This is a genomic window from Streptomyces sp. sk2.1, from assembly GCF_008120935.1.
In the GTDB taxonomy this organism is placed as follows: Bacteria; Actinomycetota; Actinomycetes; order Streptomycetales; family Streptomycetaceae; genus Streptomyces.
The window spans coordinates 127,946-151,919 of the sequence record NZ_RDBO01000065.1 but is presented as its reverse complement, the minus strand read 5'-3'; the positions used below and the strand labels follow the sequence as shown (position 1 = coordinate 151,919).

22 protein-coding genes and 1 riboswitch are annotated in these 23,974 nt (G+C 73.1%); of the genes, 10 read left to right on the top strand and 12 right to left on the bottom strand.

The genetic code is table 11. The annotated features are described in order from the left end of the window. The first annotated feature begins 4 nt into the window (after positions 1 to 4). Both EAO76_RS44750 and EAO76_RS23130 read left to right on the top strand, forming a co-directional pair. A complete protein-coding gene (locus tag EAO76_RS44750; RefSeq protein ID WP_187438753.1) occupies positions 5 to 4,081 on the top strand; it encodes a hypothetical protein in 4,077 nt (1,358 codons plus the stop codon). 70 nt (positions 4,082 to 4,151) lie between these two features. Next, positions 4,152 to 4,475, top strand: a complete 324-nt coding sequence (locus EAO76_RS23130; RefSeq protein ID WP_148837862.1) for a hypothetical protein — start codon at positions 4,152 to 4,154, stop codon at positions 4,473 to 4,475. Positions 4,476 to 4,628: 153 nt separating this feature from the next. Here EAO76_RS23130 and EAO76_RS23125 read toward each other — a convergent pair whose 3' ends face one another. The 3 genes from EAO76_RS23125 to EAO76_RS23115 form a co-directional block, all read right to left on the bottom strand. Beyond that, positions 4,629 to 5,996, bottom strand: a complete 1,368-nt coding sequence (locus tag EAO76_RS23125) for an MFS transporter (protein ID WP_148837861.1) — start codon at positions 5,994 to 5,996, stop codon at positions 4,629 to 4,631. A gap of 71 nt (positions 5,997 to 6,067) precedes the next feature. After that, entirely contained in the window at positions 6,068 to 6,859 is a 792-nt protein-coding gene (locus EAO76_RS23120; protein ID WP_148837860.1) for a 3-hydroxybutyrate dehydrogenase, read from the bottom strand. Between the two features lie 241 nt (positions 6,860 to 7,100). Further along, complete coding sequence (locus tag EAO76_RS23115; RefSeq protein WP_148837859.1) at positions 7,101 to 8,549, bottom strand: 3-hydroxybutyrate oligomer hydrolase family protein; 1,449 nt, start codon at positions 8,547 to 8,549, stop codon at positions 7,101 to 7,103. A gap of 390 nt (positions 8,550 to 8,939) precedes the next feature. Between EAO76_RS23115 and EAO76_RS23110 the strand changes: the two genes are divergently transcribed. The 5 genes from EAO76_RS23110 to EAO76_RS23090 all read left to right on the top strand — a co-directional run bounded on the left by EAO76_RS23110 (position 8,940) and on the right by EAO76_RS23090 (position 14,335). After that, positions 8,940 to 10,424, top strand: coding sequence for a PHB depolymerase family esterase (locus EAO76_RS23110; RefSeq protein ID WP_148837858.1), 1,485 nt, complete (start codon positions 8,940 to 8,942; stop codon positions 10,422 to 10,424). 227 nt (positions 10,425 to 10,651) lie between these two features. Further along, positions 10,652 to 11,428 (top strand): CoA transferase subunit A, encoded by a 777-nt coding sequence (locus EAO76_RS23105; RefSeq protein WP_148837857.1) that lies wholly within the window; start codon positions 10,652 to 10,654, stop codon positions 11,426 to 11,428. A gap of 1 nt (position 11,429) precedes the next feature. Then, positions 11,430 to 12,089, top strand: coding sequence for a CoA transferase subunit B (locus tag EAO76_RS23100; protein ID WP_148837856.1), 660 nt, complete (start codon positions 11,430 to 11,432; stop codon positions 12,087 to 12,089). Between the two features lie 412 nt (positions 12,090 to 12,501). Further along, positions 12,502 to 13,242, top strand: a complete 741-nt coding sequence (locus EAO76_RS23095) for a 1-acyl-sn-glycerol-3-phosphate acyltransferase (protein ID WP_148837855.1) — start codon at positions 12,502 to 12,504, stop codon at positions 13,240 to 13,242. 43 nt (positions 13,243 to 13,285) lie between these two features. Beyond that, the gene (locus EAO76_RS23090) at positions 13,286 to 14,335 is read left to right on the top strand and encodes an NAD(P)-dependent oxidoreductase (RefSeq protein WP_148837854.1); all 1,050 of its coding nucleotides are present in this window, start codon (positions 13,286 to 13,288) and stop codon (positions 14,333 to 14,335) included. A 55-nt stretch (positions 14,336 to 14,390) separates the two neighbouring features. On the opposite strand, the gene EAO76_RS23085 is transcribed toward EAO76_RS23090, so the two are convergent. From EAO76_RS23085 to EAO76_RS23050, 8 genes are all read right to left on the bottom strand, one after another. Continuing rightward, positions 14,391 to 15,902 (bottom strand): alpha/beta hydrolase, encoded by a 1,512-nt coding sequence (locus tag EAO76_RS23085; RefSeq protein WP_187438760.1) that lies wholly within the window; start codon positions 15,900 to 15,902, stop codon positions 14,391 to 14,393. A gap of 223 nt (positions 15,903 to 16,125) precedes the next feature. After that, complete coding sequence (locus EAO76_RS23080) at positions 16,126 to 16,911, bottom strand: urease accessory protein UreD (RefSeq protein ID WP_148837853.1); 786 nt, start codon at positions 16,909 to 16,911, stop codon at positions 16,126 to 16,128. After that, positions 16,908 to 17,585 carry an urease accessory protein UreG gene (ureG, locus tag EAO76_RS23075; protein WP_148837852.1) on the bottom strand — a complete coding sequence of 226 codons (678 nt, stop codon included), beginning with the start codon at positions 17,583 to 17,585 and terminating at the stop codon, positions 16,908 to 16,910. Before ureG ends, EAO76_RS23080 begins: the two co-directional genes overlap by 4 nt. A gap of 26 nt (positions 17,586 to 17,611) precedes the next feature. Beyond that, the gene (locus tag EAO76_RS23070) at positions 17,612 to 18,274 is read right to left on the bottom strand and encodes an urease accessory protein UreF (protein ID WP_148837973.1); all 663 of its coding nucleotides are present in this window, start codon (positions 18,272 to 18,274) and stop codon (positions 17,612 to 17,614) included. A gap of 121 nt (positions 18,275 to 18,395) precedes the next feature. Further along, positions 18,396 to 20,117: an urease subunit alpha gene (locus EAO76_RS23065; RefSeq protein ID WP_148837851.1), complete on the bottom strand. Its 1,722-nt coding sequence runs from the start codon at positions 20,115 to 20,117 to the stop codon at positions 18,396 to 18,398. After that, a complete protein-coding gene (locus EAO76_RS23060) occupies positions 20,110 to 20,421 on the bottom strand; it encodes an urease subunit beta (protein WP_148837850.1) in 312 nt (103 codons plus the stop codon). The genes EAO76_RS23065 and EAO76_RS23060 overlap by 8 nt, the downstream gene beginning before the upstream one ends. A gap of 13 nt (positions 20,422 to 20,434) precedes the next feature. Continuing rightward, the gene (locus tag EAO76_RS23055; RefSeq protein WP_148837849.1) at positions 20,435 to 20,737 is read right to left on the bottom strand and encodes an urease subunit gamma; all 303 of its coding nucleotides are present in this window, start codon (positions 20,735 to 20,737) and stop codon (positions 20,435 to 20,437) included. Positions 20,738 to 21,027: 290 nt separating this feature from the next. Further along, entirely contained in the window at positions 21,028 to 21,312 is a 285-nt protein-coding gene (locus tag EAO76_RS23050; protein ID WP_148837848.1) for a type II toxin-antitoxin system Phd/YefM family antitoxin, read from the bottom strand. Positions 21,313 to 21,404: 92 nt separating this feature from the next. Between EAO76_RS23050 and EAO76_RS23045 the strand changes: the two genes are divergently transcribed. The 3 genes from EAO76_RS23045 (at position 21,405) to EAO76_RS23035 (ending at position 23,405) form a co-directional block, all read left to right on the top strand. Further along, positions 21,405 to 22,040: an ATP-dependent Clp protease proteolytic subunit gene (locus EAO76_RS23045; RefSeq protein ID WP_148837972.1), complete on the top strand. Its 636-nt coding sequence runs from the start codon at positions 21,405 to 21,407 to the stop codon at positions 22,038 to 22,040. Between the two features lie 7 nt (positions 22,041 to 22,047). Further along, a complete protein-coding gene (locus EAO76_RS23040; protein ID WP_148837847.1) occupies positions 22,048 to 22,356 on the top strand; it encodes a hypothetical protein in 309 nt (102 codons plus the stop codon). Between the two features lie 391 nt (positions 22,357 to 22,747). Next, a riboswitch (cyclic di-AMP (ydaO/yuaA leader) is annotated at positions 22,748 to 22,928 on the top strand. Positions 22,929 to 22,931: 3 nt separating this feature from the next. Continuing rightward, positions 22,932 to 23,405: a C40 family peptidase gene (locus EAO76_RS23035; protein WP_148837846.1), complete on the top strand. Its 474-nt coding sequence runs from the start codon at positions 22,932 to 22,934 to the stop codon at positions 23,403 to 23,405. Between the two features lie 95 nt (positions 23,406 to 23,500). On the opposite strand, the gene EAO76_RS23030 is transcribed toward EAO76_RS23035, so the two are convergent. After that, entirely contained in the window at positions 23,501 to 23,932 is a 432-nt protein-coding gene (locus tag EAO76_RS23030; RefSeq protein ID WP_148837845.1) for an ATP-binding protein, read from the bottom strand. Positions 23,933 to 23,974: the final 42 nt, after the last annotated feature.

Below are 23,974 nucleotides of genomic sequence, written 5' to 3'. Positions count from 1 at the left end.
TCCCATGGCACTTCCCGGACACCGGCCCCTCCCGCCGGACGTGGCGGCGGCGTTCGCCGATCCGCCGCGCGCCTTCTCGCCCGTCGCCATCTGGTGGTGGAGCGGGGAGCGGCTCGAACGGTCCCGGCTGCGGGCCCAGCTGGAGCGGTTCACCGAGGGCGGGGTGCACCAGCTCGTCCTCCTCAACCTGGCGCCGTCGGGCCCGCTGTTCGGCTCCGACGCCGATGATCCGCCCTTCCTCTCCGACGCCTGGTGGGCGCTGCTCGACGGCGTGTGCGAGGACGCCCGCGAACTCGGTGTCGGGCTCTGGTTCTACGACCAGCTCGGCTTCTCCGGCGCCGATCTCCAGGCCCGTCTCGTCGACGAGCGGCCCGAGCGCGCCGGGCGCCGACTCGACCGGACCCGCGCCGTGGTCGAGTCCTCGGCCGCCCGGCCCGGGGAACTGCGCTGTCCCCCCGGCGCCCGGCCGCTGGCGGGCGGTGCCGAACCGGTCGACGGCGACGGCCGGGGCACCGGTCCCGCGGTGCGGGTCCCGGTGGCCGACGGGGTCGTGCGGGCGCCCGGCCCCGGACGCTGGCGCCTGACCGTCCATCACCACGACGCGCTCGGTTTCGACTACCTCGGGAAGGAGGCGTGCGCGGCGCTGCTGGACCGGGTGCACGGGGAGTTCGGGCGCCGGCTCGGCGACCGCCTCGGGACCGTCGTCGTCGGCTCCTTCCAGGACGAGCTGCCCGCCCTGCCCACCTGGTCCACCGGTTTCGCCGCGTCGTTCCTGCGCCGCCACGGGTACGACGTCACCGCACGGCTCGACGCCCTGTACGCCGACAGCACGGACCCGGACGCCCACCGGGTCCGCCGCGACTACCACGACACCCGTGCCGAACTGGCCGAGGAGGCGTTCTTCCGGCCGCTGGCCGCCTGGCACGAGCGGCACGGTCTGCTCGTCGGCTGCGACCAGCAGGACCCCGCCCGTGCCGGGCACCCCGTCGGGGGCGTGCGGCTGTACGCCGACTACGCCCGTACCCACCGCTGGTTCTCGGCCCCCGGCTGCGACCACCACGGCGACGCCCGCGTCCACTCCTCGCTCGCCCACCTCTACGGCCGCCCCCGCACCTGGATCGAGGCGTTCCACTCCACCGGCTGGGGCGGGACGCCGGAGGAGACGTTCGACTGGCTGCTGCCGTGGCTGCGGGCCGGGGCGACGCTCTACAACCCGCACGCGGTCTACTACACGACCAAGGGCGGCTGGTGGGAGTGGGCGCCGCCCGCGACCGACTGGCGGCAGCCGTACTGGCGTCACCACCGGGTCCTGGCCGACGCGGTGGCCCGGCTGTGCGCGGCCTTGAGCCTGGGCCGCCACCTGTGCGACGTCGCGGTCCTGCTGCCCACCGCCACGGCCCAGGCCGGTGCCGCCCTGGACGGGGTCACGGACGCGGCGGAGCACGCCCAGTCGGTGTACCTCGGCCTCGTCGGGGAGATGTCCTGGTTCCGCACCCGGCCGGGCGCCCTGGACTGGCTGGGGCTGGACGCCGACGTCGTCGACGACGCCTCCCTGGCCCGTGCCCGGCTCTCCCGGTCCCGCGACGGGGTGCGGCTGGAGGTGGCGGACGAGGCGTACGGCACGGTCGTGCTGCCCGCGTGCACCGTCGTCGAGCGGGAGACGGCGCACCGGCTCGTCGAGTTCGCCTCGGCCGGCGGTCGGTTGATCGCGCTCGGCGCGCTTCCCGAGCGTCTCGTCGGCCCGGGTCCGGCCGTCACGGCGGCCGAGCTGCGGGCCTGCTTCACGGACGGCCGGGCCGTGCACGTCCCTGCCGCGGACGACTCGGACGGTTCCCTCGCCGCCGCGCTGGCCGGGGCGGTCCCGGCCGTCCGCGCCCCGGTGCCCGCGCTCGCGCGCCGGGTGGACGGTGCCACGGTGGTGTTCCTGACCGCGGGCAGCCCCCGGGCGACCCGGGCGAGCGTCGCCGCCCCCGACGAGCGGGGCGCCGCGCTGGGCTGGCTGGACGCCCGCTACGACTTCGATCCCGGCCGCTACGCGCGAAGTGCCCGGGTGCGGGTGCGGGACGTGGCGGGGCCCGCGGTCCTGCTGGACCCGTTCGGCGGGGCGCCGCGGGCCCTGCCGGCGGTGCCCGCGGAGGGTGACGCCCGCGCCGTGGAGGTCGAGGTCCCCTTCGACACGGGGCCGGCGGCGCTGCTGGTCTTCCCGGCCGGGAACGGGACCCCGGCGACGACCGTGCCCCCGTCCTCCCCGGTCGCGTCCGGTGCGGATCCGGCCGTCGTCACCGTCGAGGTCCCCCCGGACGCGGACTGGCGGATGACGCTCGTCCCGACCCTCGACGACACCTGGGGCGACTTCGCCCGCCCCGCGACGGGTCCGCCGTCCGCCGGCCCCGCGGTCACCGAGTGCCGGACCTTCGGGCACCGGGTGGAGGCGGCGGGCGAGGACGGTGTGCGGGACGGCTGGGCGGGGGCGGAAGGAGCCCGCCGGGCACGGGCCACGGTGCACGCGACGTTCGGTCCGCGGGCGGTCGTCTCCCGCGGCGCCCCCGGGCGGGTCCGGTCGTCGGTCCTCGAATGGTCCGACTCGCTGGGCGTGCGCAAGGACCCGGTGCACCGCGCCGTGCTGGGTCCGAAGGGGCACGTGCCCGAGGAGTTCGCACACCTGGGCCACGCGGTCGCCGGGGAGCCGGTGCGGCTGCGCACGGTGCTGCACCTCGACGAGGACTTCGACGGTCACCTCGCGATCGGGGCCGCGGCGGCGAAGAGCGTCCGGCTCGACGGCGCGCCCGTGCCCCTGGACGACCGGGGCCATCTCGCGACGGGCCGGGTGCGGGCGGCGGCCGGCCCCCGGCTGCTCCGCCTCGACCTGGTCCCCGACCGGGACTGCGAGCTGCGGGCGCACCTGGCGCTCGTCCGTGATCCGGAGCGCTACCGGCGCCCGGAGTGGATCCTCGCTCCCGGGACGGTGGGCACGACGCTGCGCCTGCCGGTCCTCCCCGTCCGGGCCGTGGTCCAGCTGGCCTCCCGGGTGCCCTGCGCGCTGCGGGTGAACGGGCGGCTCATGGGCAGGCAGGGCGGCTTCGACCCGTACGCCGAGCACGCGGTCCCCCGGGTGCGCCGGCACGAGGTGACGGCGGCCCTGCGCCCCGGCGACAACGACATCACCGTGGAGACCTCCGGCGACGGCGAGCGCGCGGTGCTCGTGGACGCGGTCCTCGACGACGGGGCCGGGGGACAGGTGGTGACGCTGCACAGCGACGCCACGTGGTGGACCGAAGGAGCCCGGGGGCGCGAGCCGGCCGCGGTGCGCCGCGAGCCGGTGGGCGACCCTGCGGCCCTGCATCTGCGCCGTCGCCCGCACCCGCTGCCGGGAGCCCGCTGGCTGGACCCGGACGCGGACGACGGCACGGTGGTGCCGGTCCGGTTCGCGGTCCCCGGCCGTCGGCCCGCCGTGGAGTGGCTGTGGTGCCTGCTGCCGCCCGGCGCGACCCGGCTGACGGTGCCGGTGCACGGCGGGGCCACGGTGTACGTGGACGGCGCCGAGTGCGCCGCCGGGGTGGGCGCCGTCGGGGAGCGGGGGGTGCGCACCGTGACGGTCGAGCTGCCGGCCGACGGGCCGCGCGGTCCGCGGACCGCGGCCCTGCGCCTTCGCACCCGCCCCGGCCTGGAGGGCGGTGCCGCGCTGGCCGGCCCGCTGCGCTGCACGGTCGGTCCCGGGCTGATCCGCCTGGGCGACTGGGAGACCCTGGGCCTGGCCGAGTACAGCGGCGGGGTGCGCTACAGCCGTGAGGTGACGGTGCCCGACGGGGCCGCCGGGGGTCGCGTCCTGCTCGACCTCGGGCGGGTCCGGGGGACGGCGGAGGTGCGGATCGACGGGGTGGCCGCCGGGGTGCGGGTGTGCTCCCCGTACGTGTTCGACCTGACGGAACTGGCCGGTCCCGGCACCCGTACCGTCGACATCACCGTGTTCGGGACGCTGGCGCCCCGGCTGGACGCGACGAGCCCGACGCATTTCGTCTTCCCCGGGCAGCGGGTGAGCGGGCTGTCGGGCCCCGTGCGGCTGCGGGTGGAAAGGACGTGACGGGGCGATGGACCGGTCCGGGCCCGGTGCGGGGATGGCGTGCGCCGGGGCGTGCGGGCACACTGGCGGCGTGTCGTACGACGAACTCCGGGCGGAGCCCCGATGGCGGGCGACGGGGCACACGTCCTTCCCCGCCGCCGCCGAGGTCGGGGGCCGGTGGTGGGTCCTGCGGATCAACCGCTTTCCCGATCACCCGCTCTGGACGCTGTTCGTGGACGGCGTCAGGCGCTTCGACACCGACGGCACCCCGCCCGCCTGGGGACGGCCCCTGAGTCCCTCGTCGCCCCCGCTGGACGCGCGTACCGGGCGGGAACTGCTCGGTCCCCTCCTGGACTTCGCCGCGTACGGCAGCGAGGTCGGCGATCCCTGCGACAACCCGTTCTGCTGCGGCTGACCCGGGGCCGGGGACGGGCCGCGCCTTCTCGCCGACCTGCGCCAACCCGTGCCCCGGCCGTGCGCGGGCGCGCGCCGCGGCCACGGGATGCGGCCCGGTCCGCCGGACGGCTCGCGCCGCCGGTGGACCGGGCGGTTCACGGACGGGGCGGGGTCACGCCGGGTCGCCCGCGGCGACCGGGGGCCGCTTCGCCGTCCGCTCCTCGTCCCGGCTGCGGGCGAGGTCGCGGCCGAGGGTCTCCCGGGTGACCGCCACGGTGACCGTGGTGACCACGGCCGCCGCGCAGAGGTAGAGGCTGACGGGCGTGGAGGAGCCGAATTCCCGGAGCAGTTCGACGGCGATGATCGGGGCGAGGGCCCCGGCGACGATGGAGGCGAGCTGGGAGCCCATGGAGGCGCCGGAGTAGCGGACCTTGGTGTCGAACATCTCGGAGATGAACGCGGCCTGCGGCCCGTACATCGCGCCGTGCAGCACCAGGCCGGTGGTGACGGCCAGGGTGATCACGGCGAACGACTCGGAGTCGACGAGGGCGAAGAAGGCGAACGCCCAGACGGCCATGCCCACGGAGCCGATCAGGGTGACCGGGCGGCGCCCGATCCGGTCGGACAGCGCGCCCCAGGCCGGGATGGTGACGAAGTGGATGGCGGAGCCGATCAGGACGGCGTTGAGCGCGGTGCTCTTGGGCAGTTCCAGGTGCGTGGTGACGTACACGAGCACGAAGGAGGTCAGGATGTAGTACGAGATGTTCTCGCCGAAGCGGACCCCGATGGCCGAGAGGACCTCGCGCCAGCTGCGCCGGAACACCTGGACGACGGGGGCCTGTTCCTTGACGCCCCGGGCGGCTTCCGCCTCCGCCCTGGCCTGTGCCTCCAGGAACACCGGGGACTCCGAGACCGACACCCGGATCCACAGCCCGATCACCACGAGGAGCCCGGACAGCAGGAACGGGATGCGCCAGCCCCAGGACTGGAAGGCGGCTTCCGACTGGAACGAGGCCAGCAGCGCCAGGACCCCGGTGGCCAGGAGGTTCCCGCCGGGGGCGCCGCCCTGCGGCCAGGACGCCCAGAAACCGCGGTGCTTGTCCCCGCCGTGCTCGGAGACGATCAGCACGGCACCGCCCCACTCGCCGCCCAGCGCGAAGCCCTGCACCAGCCGGAGCACGGTCAGCAGGATCGGTGCCCCGACGCCGAGGGTCTCGTAGGTGGGCAGCAGGCCCATGGCGAAGGTCGAGCCGCCCATCATCAGGAGGCTGACGACCAGCAGCTTCTTGCGGCCGATCTTGTCGCCGAAGTGGCCGAAGACGATGCCGCCCAGCGGCCGGGCCAGGAATCCGATCGCGTAGGTGACGAAGGCGATCAGGGTGCCCACCAGCGGGTCGGCTGAGGGGAAGAACAGTGTGTTGAACACCAGCGCGGCGGCCGAGCCGTACAGGAAGAAGTCGTACCACTCGATGGTGGTGCCGATCAGGCTCGCGGCGACGATGCGGCCGATGCCGCCTCTTGGCCTGGGGGTGTCAGACATGGATTCACCGGGTTTCACGAGTGGGGACGGAAGGGCGTGGTGCGGGGTGGTGCGGGACGGGGCGGGGTGGTTCAGCCGGCGGTCCAGCCGCCGTCGAGCGGCAGGGACGCCCCGGTGAGGCAGCTCGTGTGGGGACCGCACAGCCACAGGACGGCGGCGGCGACCTCCTCGGCCTCCAGGAGCCGCTTGACCGGTGAGCGGGCCAGCATGACGTCGGAGAGCACGTCGCCCTCGCTGATGCCGTGCGCGGCGGCCTGGTCCCGGATCTGGCCCTCGACGAGCGGGGTGCGGACGTACCCGGGGTTGACGCAGTTGCTGGTGACGCCGTGGGGGGCGCCCTCGATCGCGGCGACCTTGCTCAGCCCCTCCAGGCCGTGCTTGGCCGCGACGTAGGCGGACTTGTAGGCGCTGGCCCGCAGTCCGTGGACGCTGGAGATGTTGACGATCCGGCCCCAGCCCTGTCCGTACATGTGCGGCAGGACCCGCCGCATGAGCAGGAACGGGGCGGTGACCATCACCTTCTGGATCAGCTCGAAGCGCTCCACCGGGAACTCCGTGAGCGGGGCCACGTGCTGCAGGCCGGCGTTGTTGACCAGGATGTCGACCTCCGCGGGAAGGAGGTCGACGGCGTCCCGGTCCGCGAGGTCGGCCACGTGGACCGGACCGCCGGTGATCTCCGCCACCGCACCGGCCGCCGCCGCGTCCCGGTCGACCACGTGCACGGTGGCTCCCGCCTGTGCCAGGGCGAGCACACAGGCCCGGCCGATGCCGCTGCCGCCGCCGGTCACGAGGGCCGTGCGTCCGTTCAGGTCGCCCGCGGCGGGCGGCGGCAGCGGAGCCGGGGTGGGAAATGTGTTCGTCATGGCCGGAAACAGTAAGGAGCACTCCGGGTTCGTCCCATGTGATGAACCGCTACAAAGTGATGGTCTTCGGTGGCCCTCTCCGCCACAGTCCGGCCGGAGGCGGTTCACGCCGGGACGCCGTCCGCCGGTTTCGTCCTTCCTTCGGATCGACGACGGCCGGATCGCTGAAGCCGGATCGACGACGGCCGGATCGCGAGGGGCGATCCGGCCGGGTCGGGCGGTGGCGGTGCGGTGGTGCCGGTCAGGTCCGGGGTGCGGGACGGCCGGTTCCCCGTCCGCCGAGGGAACAGTCGTTGACGAGGGTCGCGGCATCCGCCCCGGCGGGCCGTGCCACGGTCCGGGAGGCGGGGGGCCGCCGTCCCTCGGTGAGCCAGCCCTCCAGCGCGGTGAACGCCGAGCGGTGGCAGGGGGTCAGCGGCCGCAGCCGGTCCGGGAAGACGTCGAACAGGGAGTCGGTGTGGGTGCCGCCCTCGATGCGGTAGTAGCGGTGCAGAAAACCGCGGCCCGATTCCTTCACCATGCGGGCGTAGACGTCCGAGTCCCGGCTGATCGGCAGCAGGACGTCGAGGGTGCCGTGCACGGTGATCAGCGGTTTGCCGATGCGCCCGGTGAGCCCGATCTTCCGCACGGCCCGGCGCACCTCCTCGGGGCGCGTCGAGTAGTCGTAGTCGGCGTCACAGGCCGGTGTCCCCGGCGCGCAGTACGGGGTGCCCGCTTCGAGTGCCCCGTCGAAGTCCGGGTCGACCTCCTCGCGGTAGATGCGCTGCGTCAGGTCCCAGTAGACCTGGTGGTGGTACGGCCAGAGGAACTCCGAGCCCGCCGGGTAGCCGGCGGCGTGCAGGGCGTCCCGGGCCGCCCCGGCGCCCTCGCCCCCGGCCGCGTACACCGGGTAGTGGCGCATCGCCTCGGGCAGGAAGTCCAGCAGCGTGGGCCCGTCGGAGCGCCACAGGGTGCCTTCCCAGTCGACTCCCCCGTCGTAGAGCTCGGGGTGGTTCTCCAGCTGCCAGCGCACCAGGTAGCCGGCGTTCGACAGCCCGGTCACCAGGGTGCGGGCCGGCGGCCGGTGGTAGCGCTGGGCGACCGTGGCGCGGGCGGCCCGGGTGAGCTGGGTGAGCCGGTCGTTCCACTCGGCCAGGGCGTCGCCCGGCGCCTTTCCGTCCCGGTGGAACGCGAGGCCGGTGTTGCCCTTGTCCGTGGCGGCGTAGGCGTAGCCGCGGGAGAGCACCCAGTCGGCGATGGCCCGGTCGTTGGCGTACTGCTCGCGGTTGCCGGGGGTGCCGGCCACGACGAGGCCGCCGTTCCACCTGTCGGGCAGCCGGATGACGAACTGGGCGTCGTGCTTCCAGCCGTGGTTGGTGTTGGTGGTGGAGGTGTCGGGGAAGTACCCGTCGATCTGCGTGCCGGGTACTCCGGTGGGCACGGGCAGGTCCTTCGGGGTCAGCCCGGCCCAGTCGGCCTCGTCGGTGTGTCCCGAGGCGACGGTCCCGGCCGTGGTCAACTCGTCGAGGCAGGCGGTCTGTTGGCGCTCGGCGCCGGGGACCCGCAGTTGTGCGGCGTTCACGCAGCGGCCTTCGCGGTGGCCGGTGTCGGCCGTCGCCGCCGAGGGGGTGAACGCGAGGGCGGCCAGGGCGAGTACGGCCGGGGCGCCCCGTTTCCAGAAGCGGGGCGGGGAATCGGTGGAGCGGCGCATCGGGCTGCCTCCGGGGTCGTGTGGTCGGACGCGCGGAGGCTATGCCGCCGGTTCGGCCGGTTCCATGGGTCCGCGGACCACCGTCAGGATCCCGGCGATGGTGCGGGACGCCACCCCGGGCCGTACGGAAGGGCCGGGGAGGAGGGATGATGACGCCCCGTCGGAAATCTGGGCGGGCGCACGGGCGGGAGGCGCCGCCCGTACCGCCGTCCTACCGCCTGTTCGGGGACGCGGCCATGGATGGCCGTCACACAGGGGGTCCGCCAAGCCTGGCTGCCGAGCCCATGCCGGCCCCGGCACGGGCGCCCGGATGATGGGCGCCACGCCGACGGGCGGCCCCGCCCGGTACCGGCCCGGAGAACGTACTCGTCGTCCCAGGAGGCAGTCCACATGCGACAGCCGAACCCCCCGCACCGCTCCACGGGAAGCCGCCGCACGGGAGGTGTCCGCCGCCTGCTCACGGTCGCGGCGGGCGCCCTGGCCCTCGCCGCGGGTCTGCTGACCGTCGCCCCGCGGGCGTCCGCCGCCGGCCTCACCGAGATCACCGGTTTCGGCACCGACCCCGGCAACCTCTCCATGTACGCGTACGCGCCCGACGGGCTGCCGGCCGAGGCGCCCGTCGTGGTCGCCCTGCACGGCTGCACCCAGAACGCGAACGACTACTACACCCACTCGGGCTGGCCGGAGTTCGCCGACCGCTACGGCTTCTCGCTGGTCCTCCCGCAGACGAGCGCCGCCAACAACGCCAACTCCTGCTTCAACTGGTTCGAGCCGGGCGACAGCACGCGCGGACAGGGCGAGGCGCTGTCGATCAAGCAGATGGTCGACGAGGCCGTCGCCCGGTACGACGGCGACCCCGGCCGGGTGTACATCACCGGCCTGTCGGCGGGCGGCGGCATGACCGCGAACATGCTCGCCGCGTACCCCGACGTCTTCGCGGCGGGGTCCATCGCCTCCGGTCTGCCGGCGCACTGCGCGAACAGCGTGGCCGCGGCCTACACCTGCATGTACGCCCCGGCCGACAGGACCCCCGGCCAGTGGGGCGACCTCGTGCGGTCCGCCGCTCCCGCCGGGACCGCGTCCTGGCCCCGGGTGGCGATCTGGCAGGGCACCGCCGACACCACCGTCCGGCCCGCCAACGCCACCGAGCTGCGCGACCAGTGGACCGACGTGTGGGGCATCGGGCAGACCCCCTCCCGCACCGAGGAACTGGCCGGGGGCACCACGCTGAGCGTCTACGACGACGCCTCCGGCGCGCCCGCGGTCGAGGTCTACTCGGTCGCGGGCATGGCCCACGGGCTCGCGGTCGACCCCGGCAGCGGCGCCGAGCAGTGCGGCACCGCCGGCACGTACTACCTCGACACCATCTGCTCCAGCTACCGCACCGCCCGGTTCTGGGGGCTGGACGGCGGCGGCGAGTCCCCGGGGACCCTGCCGGCCCCCACCGGGGTGACCGTCACCGGGACCACCGACACCACCGCCGCGCTGAGCTGGGACGCGGTCACCGGCGCGGCCTCGTACGACATCCACCGCGACGGCACGAAGGTGGGCACCGCCACGTCGACCGGCTACACCGACACCGGTCTGGCCACCGGCACGGCGTACCGCTACACCGTGGCCGCGGTCGACTCCTCGGGCGCGCGGGGCGCGGCCTCCGCCGCGGTGACCGCGACCACCACCGGGTTCACGCCCACGTGCCACACGGCGGACAACTACGCGCACACGGTCGCCGGACGCGCCCGCCACAGCGGCGGGTACACCTACGCCCTGGGGTCCGGCCAGGCCATGGGGCTGTGGAACACCTCCGTCGTGCACACCCTCGAACAGACCTCGCCCGGCCACTACGTGATCGCCGACTCCGGCTGCCCCGCCTGACCCCCACCCGCGGTCCCGGGCGGATTCCGCATCGGGGCCGCGGGCGGAACCAGCGCCTCCGTCATGCACCTCGACAAGTGTTTCACCCACACCCCCCTCCGGGGTGAAGTGTGTTTGGCACCCATGGCCGCGCCCGGCACGCCTTCCTAGGCTCACTGCCCGTCGGTTGTACTGGCACCGGCTCCGACCTGCGAGGTCATCCCGGTTGCCCGAGGGAAAGGGACCGTATGGGTCTGGACAAGACAGTCGCGAGCGCGATGGAGGCGGTGGCCGACATCCCCGACGGGGCCTCGCTCGCCGTGGGCGGCTTCGGTCTGTGCGGCATACCGGGCACGCTGATCGACGCCCTCCGGCGCCGTGAGGTGGGCGGCCTCCACATCGTCTCGAACAACTGCGGCGTCGACGACTGGGGGCTCGGCATCCTGCTCGCCGGCGGGCAGATCTCCCGGATGACGAGTTCGTACGTCGGGGAGAACAAGGAATTCGCCCGCCAGTACCTGAGCGGGGAGCTGGAGGTCGAACTCGTGCCGCAGGGAACGCTGGCGGAGCGGCTGCGGGCCGGCGGCGCCGGCATCCCCGCCTTCTACACCCCGGCGGGCACCGGCACCCAGGTCGGCGAGGGCGGGCTGCCCTGGCGGCACGCCGCCGACGGATCGGTCGCCGTGGCCTCGCCCGCCAAGGAGACCAGGGAGTTCGGCGGGCGCCCGTATCTGCTCGAACACGGCATCACCACCGACTTCGCGCTGGTCCGCGCCGAGGTCGGCGACCGGCACGGGAACCTCGTGTTCCACTCGTCCGCGCGCAACTTCAACCCCCTGGCCGCCATGGCGGGCCGGATCACCGTCGCCGAGGTGGACCGGCTCGTCGAACCCGGCGAGCTCGACCCGGACGAGATCCACCTCCCCGGCGTCTTCGTCCGGCGCGTGGTCCGCGTGGATCCCGGCGACCCCGCGGCCGAGCGGCGCGTCGAACGCCGTACCGTCCGGCGGGAAGGAGGTGTCTGACATGGCCCTCACCCGTGAGCAGATGGCGGCCCGGGCCGCCCGGGAACTGACCGACGGCAGCTACGTCAACCTCGGCATCGGCCTTCCCACGCTCGTCCCCAATCACCTGCCGTCCGGCATCGAGGTGGTGCTGCAGTCCGAGAACGGCATTCTGGGCGTGGGCCCGTACCCGGTCGAGGACGAGCTCGACGCCGACCTCATCAACGCCGGCAAGGAGACCGTCACCACCCTGCCCGGCGCCTCCTTCTTCGATTCCGCGCTGTCCTTCGGCATGATCCGCGGCGGCCACATCGACGCGGCCGTGCTGGGCGCCATGCAGGTCTCCGCCTCGGGCGACCTCGCCAACTGGATGATCCCCGGCAAGATGGTCAAGGGCATGGGCGGTGCCATGGACCTGGTGCACGGCGCGGGCCGGGTCATCGTCCTCATGGAGCACACCGCCAAGGACGGCAGCCCGAAGCTCGTGCCCGAATGCACCCTGCCGCTCACCGGCCGGGCCGTCGTGCAGCGGGTGATCACCGATCTCGCGGTCGTCGACGTCACCCCGGACGGCTTCGTCCTGGCCGAACTGGCCCCCGGCGTCACCGTCGACGAGGTCCGGGCCGCCACGGCGGCGGACCTGACCGTGCCGGACGGCTTCGACGCCGCACCGGTGCGCTGAGCGGGACTCCTTCGCAGGCTCCGACCGGTCGCCGCCGGGCCCGTCCGGTCCCTCCCGGGACCGCGGACCCGGCGGCGCTGCCGTGCCATCACCTTTTCGAACACGGTTGACCGGGGCGGCAGTTGTACCGGGACCACCCTCCGGGGAGGCGTTCACCGCCCTGGCAGAATGCAGCCCTGGAGCCGACCCGGCAGTGCTAGGGCCTTTCGTTTGGATCAGGCCGGATCAGTGAGCGGGGTCCGGTACGTGCGATCGCAAGGCGGAGGAGGAAGACAATGGCGGAGCCCTGGCGAGTGACGACAACGCGGCGAGCGATGGGGTCTCCCCTGCCCGAGCGCAGCCGAGAGCTCGGGGAAGTACCGGGGCACGCGAGCCCGGCATGATCCAACCGAAAGGCCCTAGGAGCCGCCCTGTGTTCTACTACGTGCTCAAGTACGTCGTCATCGGACCACTTCTGCGGTTGTTCTTCCGCCCCAGGATCGAGGGCCTGGAGCACGTGCCGGAGGACGGCGCGGCCATCATCGCCGGCAACCACCTGTCGTTCTCCGACCACTTCCTGATGCCCGCGATGCTCGGACGGCGCATCACCTTCCTCGCCAAGGCGGAGTACTTCACCGGGCCGGGCCTGAAGGGACGGCTGACCGCCGCCTTCTTCCACAGCATCGGGCAGATCCCGGTGGACCGTTCGGGGAAGGAGGCCGGACAGGCCGCCATCCGGGAAGGGCTCAAGGTGCTGGGCCGGGGCGAGCTGCTGGGCATCTACCCGGAGGGCACCCGTTCGCACGACGGCCGGCTCTACAAGGGCAAGGTGGGCGTGGCCGTCATGGCGATCAAGGCGCAGGTGCCGGTGGTGCCGTGCGCGATGGTGGGGACCTTCGAGATCCAGCCGCCGGGTCAGACCATCCCGCGCATCAAGCGGGTCACCATCCGCTTCGGCGAACCACTGGACTTCTCCCGCTACGCGGGCCTGGAGAACCAGAAGGCGGCGGTCCGGGCGGTCACCGACGAGATCATGTACGCGATCCTGGGGCTTTCGGGGCAGGAGTACGTCGACGAGTACGCGGCCAAGGTGAAGGCCGCGCAGGCCGAACAGGCCGGTCCGTCGGAAAAGTTCCCGAAACTGCGACGCCGACGGCGGATCCGCGCTCGGTGAACTCCGCTGCCCCGGCCCGCGGTCCCGGCCTAGCGTCCTTGCCATGACCAAGGGAAGCGCATGGGTTCTGGGAGCGACGGGACAGATCGGGCGGGTAGCCGTGCGGGCGCTCGTCGAGGACGGCTGGGAGGTGACGGCCGCCTCGCGCGGCGGCGGCGGGGACGACCGGTGGGACGACGCGGTGCGCACGGTCGCACTCGACCGGAACGAGGAGGGGGCGCTCGCGGCGGCACTGGGCGACGGCTGCGACGTACTGGTCGACATGGTGGCGTACGGCGCGGACCACGCCGGGCAGTTGACCGGTCTCGCCGACCGGATCGGTTCGGCGGTGGTCATCTCCAGCGGTGCGGTGTACGAGGACGACCGGGGCCGCAGCTTCGACACGCAGGAGGAGCCCGACGGCTCCCCGTGCTACCCCGTGCCGATCCCGGAGTCGCAGCGCACCGTGGAGCCGGGGGACGCGACGTACGGGACGCGGAAGATACGGCTGGAGCGGGATCTGCTGGCGGCCGGGGAGGCGCTGCCGGTGACGTTGCTGCGGGCCGGGGCGATCCACGGGCCGTACTGCCGCACACCGCGCGAGCTGTACTTCGTGAAGCGGCTGCTGGACGGCCGGACGCGGCGGGTGCTCGCCTTCGACGGGCGGTCGCGCTTCCACCCGGTCCATGTGTCCAACCTGGCGGAGCTGATCCGGCTCGCCGCCCTGCGGCCCGGTTCGCGGGTGCTCAACGCCGGGGACCCGCAGGCGCCGACGGTCCTCGAGATCGGTACGGCGATCGACGCGGTGCTCGGCCGGAGCACCGAGACGGTGCTGATGGCGGGCGCGCCCGGGGAGGACTTCGTCGGCGTGACGCCGTGGACTTCCGCCCACTCCATCGTGTACGACATGACGGCCGCCGAGCGGGAACTCGGGTACCGGCCCGTGACGGATTACGTGGAGTCGTTGCCGGAGACCGTCGAGTGGCTCGCCGCGCAGTTGGCGGACGGGGACTGGACGGAGATGTTCCCCGCCATGCTGCGGACCTACGGCAAGAAACTGTTCAACTACGCGCCGGAGGACGCCTGGCTGGAGGCCTACGACCGGAAGGCCTGAGGAGGGGGCGCGGGCGGCCGGTGGTGCGGCCGCCCGCGCCGGTGTCCGCGGTCCGTTACGGCTTCGGCGTGGCGTGCGGGGCGCACGTCACGTCGCGGCGGTCGGTCCGGCCGGTGAGCAGGTAGGTGTCCACCCGCTCGTTGACGCAGGGGTTGGTGATGCCGGTGACACCGTGCGAACCGGCGTCCCGCTCGGTGATGAGCCGCGAGCCCTTGAAGCGCCGGTGCAGTTCGACGGCGCCCTCGTACGGGGTGGCGGCGTCGCGCTCGGACTGGACGATCAGCACCGGCGGCAGGCCCTTGCGGGTCTTCACGTTCAGCGGGGTCTGCTGCTTGGCCCCCCAGGTGGCGCAGGGCAGGTTCATCCAGGCGTTGGCCCAGGTCATGAACGGGTAGTCCTTGTGCAGCCGGGTGTTGTCACGGTCCCAGGTGCGCCAGTCGGTGGGCCACTTGGCGTCCGCGCACTCGACCGCGGTGTACACGGCGTTGCCGTTCTCCGAGGAGATGTTCCCCGCGATGTCCGACATGTCCGGCCCGGCGGCGTCGATCAGGGCCTGGGTGTTTCCGCTGCGGTAGTCGCTCCAGGTGCGGGCGATGGAGACCCAGGTGGAGTCGTAGTAGGGCGCCCGCTGGAAGAAGCCGATGAGTTCGGCGGGGCCGACGACGCCGCCGAGCGGGTTCTTCTTGGCCTCGGCGCGCAGCTTCAGCCACTCCTGCTCGACCTTCTCGGGGGTGTCGCCGATGTGGAAGGCGGCGTCGTTGCGGGCGACCCAGGCCTTCCAGTCGTCCCAGCGCTTCTGGAAGGCGATGTCCTGGTTGAGGTTGGCCCGGTACCAGATGTTGTCCTTCGCCGGGTTGACGACGCTGTCGACGACCATGCGGCGGACGTGGTCCGGGAAGAGCGTGCCGTAGACCGCGCCCAGGTAGGTGCCGTAGGAGACGCCCAGGAAGTTGAGCTTCTTCTCGCCGAGCGCGGCGCGGATGACGTCCATGTCGCGTGCGGTGTTGGGGGTGGTCATGTGCGGCAGCATGTCGCCGCTGCGTTCGGCGCAGCCGGCCGCGTACTCGGCGGCGAGTTTGCGCTGGGCGAGCTTGTCGGCCTCGGAGTCGGGCACGGGGTCGGCCTTGGGGGCGCTGACGTACTCCTGCGGGTCGACGCAGGAGATCGGCGCGGAGTGGCCGACGCCCCGCGGGTCGAAGCCCACGAAGTCGTAGGCCTTCGCGGCGTTCGCCCAGATCGGGTTCTTGGTGGCGACGCGCTTGGGGAACGCCATGCCCGACCCGCCGGGGCCGCCCGGGTTGTAGAGCAGCGCTCCCTGGCGCTCGTCGGGGGTACCGGTGCTGACGTGCCGGTCGACGGCTATTCGGATCTTCTTGCCGTCGGGCCTGGCGTAGTCGAGCGGCACGGTCACCCAGCCGCACTGGATGGGTGCGGCGATGCCCCAGTCGGCCGGGCAGTCCTTCCAGTCGATGCCTGCCCTGGCTGCCCGGGCCGCGGCGAGCTCGACGCCACGGGCCTCGGAGCCACGGTGGTGACGGCTCTCGGCAGTGGCCGCGGGCGCGGACATCACGCCCGCCACGAGTGTGCCCGCGATCAGAGCGCCGGCCGGGCCGAGCACTGCGGTGCGTCTCAAGTGGAACCCCCATCGGATCCGAAGCGCCACCGGTGGTGGCGCGGTTCATTCGGGACCTTTCGCGGATCCTGTCTCCTGTGAGGTTCCTGAGAACAGATCGCACATCCACTTCTTTATCGAATCGATAACCGGACACCGGTGTCCCGCTGACCGGTGTTCAGCCTCCGGTCGTCCTGCGCGTGACCGATTCCTCGTCGTACGCGTTCAACGCCTCGTCCAGGACCCGGCGCAGCAGGCGCGCGTCGGGGGCGGTGGCGGTGACGAGTGCGGCGGGACCGGTCAGCGGGGCGAGTACGGCCGTCGGTCCCAGCAGCCGTGCTTCGGGACGACGTTCGGCGAACGCCGGATCCACCAGGAGGAGTTGCCCGACGGCCCGGTGGCCGCCGAGGACCGCCGGCCCGTCCCAGCCGCCGGGCGCACCCGGCCCGTACGACGTCTCCTGGTCGAGCAGCGGACGGCCGTCGCGGTGCGCGGTGATGCGGCTGGTGAGGGTGCCGGGATCCTCGGCGTGCCGGCCGAGGACCTGTTCCTCGCGCAGCACCAGCCGCGCGGTGGGGGCGAGCCGGATCCGGGTACGCGTGCGCAGCACGCTGCCGCGCACCGAGACGAGCTGTTCCGGGAGCCAGCGCAGTTCGGCCTCCTCCCCCACGGTCAACTCGATGTCGTACGAGGCGGGTTCGGCGCTCCTTCCGGGCAGGGCGACGGTCGCCGCCGCGGCGTCGACGGTGAGCCGGGCACCGCCCTCCACCCGTGCCTCGACGGCCAGCCGGTCGCCGCCGAGCGGTGCGCTCATGGCTCCGACGACGGTGACCCGGGCGCCGGGCCCGTTCACCGCCCGGGTCCGGCGCAGTGCCAGCGGCCCGTCGCTCTCCAGCACGGGGAGCGAGGTGCGGCCCCGGCCGTCGGGGACCGCGACGATCCGGGCGGTGGCCCGGACGCTCATGCCGTCCAGGCGGCGAGCCGCCCGCGCACCCAGTCGGCGACGGGGCCGACGCCTTCCCCGGAGGTGAGCGAGGTGAGGACCACGGGGAGCGGTCCGCGCTGCTGTGCGGCGTCGCGGGTCATCCGACCGAGGTCCGAACCCACATGGGGGGCGAGGTCGGTCTTGTTGATGACGAGCAGGTCGGCGGTGGTGACGCCGGGGCCGCCCTTGCGGGGGATGTCGTCGCCGCCGGCCACGTCGATGACGAAGACCTGGGCGTCGACGAGTCCCCTGGAGAAGGTGGCGGTGAGGTTGTCGCCACCGGACTCGACCAGGATCAGATCGAGCGGTCCGACGGTGTCCTCCAGGTCCTCGACGGCTTCGAGGTTGGCGGAGATGTCGTCGCGGATCGCGGTGTGCGGACAGGCGCCGGTCTCCACGGCCTGGATGCGCTCGGGCGGCAGGACGGCCTCGCGGAGCAGGAATTCGGCGTCCTCGCGGGTGTAGATGTCGTTGGTGACGACGGCGATGGAGTACCGGTCGCGCAGGGTGCGGCAGAGGGCGGCGACGGTGGCGGTCTTGCCGGAACCGACCGGCCCGCCGAGACCGATCCTGAGGGCCCTGCGGGTGCCGTCGGGGCGGGCGGCGTCGGCGCTCACGGCGGCGGGGCCGTGGGATGTGTGGTCGAGGTGCATGGGTTCGGCTCCTGGTCCGTGCGGGGTCACGAGGCGAACAGGCGGACCTGGCGGGCCGCGTGCGCCTCGGCGGTGATGTCGAGGAGGGGGGCGGAGGCCGCGGGCAGTTCGTCGACGGTTCCGTGCGCCGCGGCGGCGGCCCGTTCGGCGATCCGGTCGAGGTCGGGCGCGAGTCGGGCGAGGACGGCGGTGGCCTCGAAGGGGTCGAGGGAGAGCAGCCGGACGACCGCGGTGGCGGGGCCGCCGACGGATTCGTACGCCGCCGCGTACGCGGCGTCCAGCGGTGCGAGACCGGCCGACCGGGCGGTCAGACCCAGCACCACCGGTTGGTGGGCGCCGCGCGGCCGGGCCGCGGCGAGCGCGTCGAGTTCGGGGCCGGGCCAGGTGGCGCGGGCAGCCCGCATCAGTTGCCGGCCGAGTCTGCGGGCGACGGCGCGCAGTGCGGGCGAGGGGGTGCGGGCGTCGGCGGCCTCGTCGAGGGCGAGCGGGTCGTGGCCGTGGGCGGCCGCCGCGGCGAGTGCGGCGGCTGTCAGCCCGGTGGTGTGCAGTCGGCCCCGGCAGAACGCGGCGAGGTCCCCGGCGTCGCGGACGCGCCCCTGTTCCACGGCCGCTTCGGCACCACCGGAGTGGGCGTGGCCCCCGGCGGGGAAGCGGCCGTCGGCGAGGACGAGCAGGGCCGCCCGGCTCATCGCCCGGTCCTCGTCATCGGCCGCGGCCGCACGGTCCGTGCTGTCGGCCGCGCGGTCCATGTCATCAGTCGCATGGTCCGTGCCGTCGGCCGCACGGTCCGCATCGGTCGCACGTTCCGCATCAGAAGAGGAAGTAGCGCTGGGCCATGGGCAGTTCGGCGGCCGGTGCCGGTTCGACCGGCTCGCCGTCGATCGTCACGGCGAAGCTGTCGGGGTCGACGTGGACCCGTGGCAGCGCGTCGTTCTCCCGCATGTCGGCCTTGGTGACGCCGCGCGTGCCGGCGATGGGCACGAAGCGCTTCCCGAGCCCGAGGCGTTCGGGCAGGCCGTCCTCGACGGCCGCGCCCGCCACGAAGTTGAGGGAGTTGGCCGCGGGGGAACGGCCCACCGCACCGAACATCGGGCGGGGCAGCATCGGTTGCGGCGTCGGGATGGAGGCGTTGGCGTCACCCATCTGCGCGTACGCGATCTGGCCGCCCTTGATGACCAGGTGCGGCTTCACGCCGAAGAACGCCGGCTCCCACAGCACCAGGTCGGCGAGCTTGCCCGTCTCCACCGAGCCGGTCTCCCGGTCGAGTCCCTGGGCGACGGCCGGGTTGATGGTGTATTTGGCGACATAGCGACGCACCCGGTGGTTGTCGGCCCGCCCGTCGCCGGGCAGTGCGCCGCGGCGCTTCTTCATCACGTGGGCGGTCTGCCAGGTGCGCAGGACGACTTCGCCGATGCGCCCCATGGCCTGGGAGTCCGAGGAGATGATCGAGATGGCGCCGAGGTCGTGGAGGATGTCCTCGGCCGCGATCGTCGAGGGCCTGATGCGTGATTCGGCGAAGGCCAGGTCCTCCGGCACCGCCGGGTTGAGGTGGTGGCAGACCATCAGCATGTCGAGGTGTTCCTCGATGGTGTTGACGGTGTGCGGCCGGGTCGGATTGGTGGAGCTGGGCAGGACGTACGGCTCCGAGACGACGCCGATGATGTCCGGGGCGTGCCCGCCGCCGGCACCCTCGGTGTGGTACGCGTGGATGGTGCGCCCGGCGACGGCGGCGAGGGTGTCGGCGACGAACCCGGCCTCGTTGAGGGTGTCGGTGTGGATGGCGAGCTGGGCGCCCGTCTCCTCGCAGACACCCAGGCAGGCGTCGATGACGGCGGGGGTGGCGCCCCAGTCCTCGTGGATCTTGAATCCGAGTGCTCCGGCCCGCAGTTGGGAGTGCATGGCCTCGCGCGACATGGTGTTGCCCTTGCCGAGCAGACCTATGTTGACGGGGTACGCGTCCAGCGCCTCGAACATCCGGGCGAGGTGCCACGGTCCCGGTGTGACGGTGGTGGCCCTGGTGCCCTCGGCCGGTCCGGTGCCGCCGCCGACCAGGGTGGTGATCCCGGCGGAGAGCGCCTGGTCGACCAGGGTCGGCGAGATGAAGTGGACGTGGGCGTCGATGGCGCCCGCGGTGAGGATCCTGCCGTTGCCCGCGATGATCTCGGTCTCGGGGCCGATGACCAGGTCGGGGTGGACACCGTCCATGGTGTCCGGGTTGCCGGCCTTGCCGATCCCGGTGATCCGGCCGTCGCGGATGCCGACGTCCGCCTTGACCACGCCCCAGTGGTCGATGATCACGGCGCCGGTGACGACGGTGTCCGGGGCGCCCTCGGCGCGGGTGGTACGGGCCTGGCCCATCGATTCGCGGATCACCTTGCCGCCGCCGAACACCGCCTCGTCCCCGGCGATTCCGGGGCCGCCCGAGCGGTCCTCCTCGATCTCCACGAGCAGGTCGGTGTCGGCGAGCCGGATGCGGTCGCCGGTCGTCGGCCCGAACAGGTCGGCGTACCCGGCGCGGTCGAGCTCAGCCATCGAGGGCACCTCCGGTCTCGCCCCGCAGGCCGGGGACGACGCGCCGTCCGGCGATGGGGACGAGTTCGACGTCGACGGGCACGCCGGGTTCGAAGCGCACGGCGGTCCCGGCGGGAATGTTCAGCCGCAGGCCGCGGGCGGCCGAACGGTCGAAGCCCAGGCCGGGGTTGGCCTCGGCGAAGTGGTAGTGCGAGCCGACCTGGACGGGCCGGTCGGCGGTGTTGAGCACGGTGAGGCGGGTGACGGGGCGGCCCTCGTTGAACGGCACGGGCCCGTCCGCGTACAGAATCTCTCCGGGAATCATCGGCGGTCCCCCGTCAGACGATCGGCTCGTGGACGGTGACGAGCTTGGTGCCGTCCGGGAAGGTGGCCTCGACCTGGACGTCATGGATCATCTCGGGCACCCCGTCCATGACGTCGTCGCGACCGAGCACCGCACGGCCCGACACCATCAGTTCGGAGACGGTACGGCCGTCGCGGGCGCCCTCCAGCAGGTGCACCGTGATCAGCGCGACCGCTTCGGGGTGGTTGAGCCGCAGCCCGCGCTCCCGGCGTTTTCGGGCCACGTCGGCGGCCACATGGACGAGCAGGCGCTCCTGCTCGTGCGGGGTCAGTCGCACGCTTCCACCTCACAGTCCCGTGCCCGGCCCCGGGCACAGCGGGACACTAGCCGCGCTCAACAGACTGTTGAACGCCGTAAGGGTGCCCCGCGGCGAGGTATTGCACGTTAGGGCCGAAGTTTTTCCGGCGCGTTAACTGACCCTTTGCCGATCCATGGACGTACGGCCCGCGCGCGGGCCGACGCGAGAACCGGTACGCAGGCCGGTGCACGGGGCGGCGTGCGGGCCGACGCGAGGGGCCGCCCCGGTACCGCGGACCGGGGAGGCGGCGGGCCGCCCCGCCGCGGCCCTCAGCTGCCCGGCTCCCGGTGCCGGGGGTGTTCCGCCGCGATGCCGAAGCGCTGCCGTTCGCCGGGAGCGGACGGCGGGGAGCCGATCGAGGAGACCGAGCTGATCGCCCGCTCCTCGGCCGCCGCCTCGTCGTTCTCGAGTCGTTCCAGGTCAGCGGCCGAGACCAGCGCCACCAACGGCTTGCCGTGCCGGGTCACGACCACGCGTTCGCCGCCGTAGACGACACGGTTGATCAGTTCGGCGAGCTCAGCCCGTGCTTGCGTCACCGGAATCTCATAGGCCATGCCCCCCATCATAACCTTCTGTACGTCCTGTACATTTTTTACAGAAGCATATGCAGGCTGCCGTGCAGACCCGGAGGAGAGGCATCGCCATGCTGTTCCACCCCACCGCCCGCCACGTGCTGCCCGAGTTCACCGAGCGCACCAGCAGCGGGACCCGCACCCTCGACCCGTACTCCAAGCTGCTCTCCGAGCGGATCGTCTTCCTCGGCACCCCGGTCGACGACGCCGCCGCCTCCGACCTGATCGCCCAGTTCATGTACCTGGAGCACGACGCCCCGGACCGGCCCGTCTCGCTCTACATCAACTCCCCCGGGGGCTCGTTCGGGGCCATGTCGGCGATCCACGACACGATGCAGTACCTCAGCTGCGAGGTGGAGACCTACTGCCTCGGCCAGGCCGGCTCCTGCGCGGCAACGCTGCTCGCCGCGGGCACCCCCGGCCGCCGTCACGCACTGCCCGGGGCCCGGGTGGTGGTGCAACAACCCGCGCTCCCCGAGCCCCTGCGGGGCCAGCCGTCCGATCTGGAGATCGAGGCGCGGGAGCTGGAACGGGTCCGGGGCATGCTCATCGACCTGTTGGCCCGTCACACCGGCCGCGACGCCGAACGCATCGCCACCGACATCGAACGCGACCTGGTCCTCGACGCGGCGGAAGCCAAGGCGTACGGCCTGGTCGACCACATCGTGACGAGCCGCAAGGCGTCGCTCCCTCCGCACGGCACGCGGTGAACGCCCGATGCAGCCGCCCGACTTCCCGCCGCTGCCCGCACTGACCCGCGCCGAGGGGGAGTTCATCGACCACTACCTCGAAGTCCTCGACCAGCTGGGCCGGATCAACCCGGCCCGGGGCAGTGACACCTACGGCGCGTTGCGCGCCGCGCAGGCACTGGTCTCACGGGCCGGCGACCTGCGGGACGCGCTGGCGCTGATGCACGAGCGCGGGGAGGCCCGGATCCATGCCGCCACCCTGGCCCGGGCGCTGCGCGTGCTGGACGGGGAGCGGCGGGCCGGGCGCGTCACCGTACCGCCCGCTCCGGCGAGTTGACCGGCGCCCGGCCCTTCGCGTCCGCCGGAGTGCGCGCCGCCCCCTCCCGTTCCGGAGCACGGCGCGCGTCACTCAACTCCCGTACTCGACACGCCCGGAGCGCACGGCGAAATTCCTCGCTCGTTCGGCGTAGGGAGTCCCTCGCGCGAGGGACTTGCCAACTTGCGTTTTCTGCGTGACCAGTGGACGGAATCGGCCGTTCCGTCCCTGGTACGAGACCGGGGCGAATGTCCCGAACAGCCGTCGGAATCGCCATGTCCACTCGAACGGGTCAGTCGTGAGGAGCCTCACAAATCACTGTTTCGACTCGGAAATCCGACAGTGAGTGCGTCAAGATCCCCTGGACGACAAGCCCCCGCCACCGCGGCGGGGCGGTCCGGGCGGACGCCGAGTCCTGCCGCCGCCCGGATGCCTGGTCGACGGAAGTGGATCGGCAGGAGTGGAGGACCCGAGCACAACGGGTCGGCCGGAACATCGGTCGTCCCTCGGGGTGAAGCCGCCGAAAGCGGCCGGGCAACTTCGCCAGCCCGAACCCGACAGGTCATCCTTCACAGGCGGCTGACGAAGGGTTGCGCATGACTGCGCAGGTTCATGTCCCGTCTCTGCTCGCCCGGGCCGGTACGGCCTCGGTTCTGACGCTCGCCGCCGTGGGCGGCACCATGATCGCCCCGGGTGCCACGACGGAGGCCCAGGCCGCGACCCGGTCGATGAAGGCACTCAGCATCGCCGCGTCGAAGAAGGGTTCGCCCTACCGCTGGGGAGCCACCGGCCCCAACCGTTTCGACTGCTCCGGCCTGACGCTCTACTCGTTCAAGAAGGCGGGCAAGAAGCTGCCCCGCACGGCCCAGCAGCAGTACAACAAGACCCGTCACATCTCGGCCTCGAACCGGCAACGCGGCGACCTGGTCTTCTTCCACTCCGGCCGCAGCGTCTACCACGTGGGGATCTACGCCGGGAAGGGAAAGATCTGGCACTCGCCGAGGACCGGCGCGGTGGTCCGGCTGGAGAAGATCTGGACGAGGAGCGTCTACTACGGGCGGGTCCGCTGAAGTACGCCCGACGGCCCGGGGCCCTCCCCCGGACCGCGCCCCGGGCCGCGCCCCGGACGGGCGGTGGCGGCGCCCATCGCCCGTCCGCCCCGCCCTCAGCCGTGCACGGGACCGGGCCAGGGGAGCACGATCCACACCGTCTTGCCGCCGTCGGCGGTGGGGGTGACCGCGAGCCGTCCCCCGTACTCCTTGGCCAGGGTCCGGATGATGACCATGCCTCGTCCGTTGTCCTGCTGGACGGCCGCGGGCAGTCGCCGGGGCCAACGCGGGTGACTGTCCGTCACCCCCAGCGACAGTTGTTCCTCCCGGTCCAGCCGGAGGTCCACCGTGAAGGTGGGCGACTGCCCGAAGGTGTGCTGAACCGCGTTGGTCGCGAGTTCCGAGACGATGAGCCGGACGCCGTCGGCGAATTCGCCGTCGACGGCCAGACCCCATTCGGTGAGCACCCTGGCCACGTACTTCCGGGCCGCCGCGACCGATACCGGCTCGCTCGGCAGGGTGACGCTTGCTTCCTGATGATCCGCCATGGCAAGCCGCCCCTTTCCCACCCGGACCGACCGGCTGTCTGT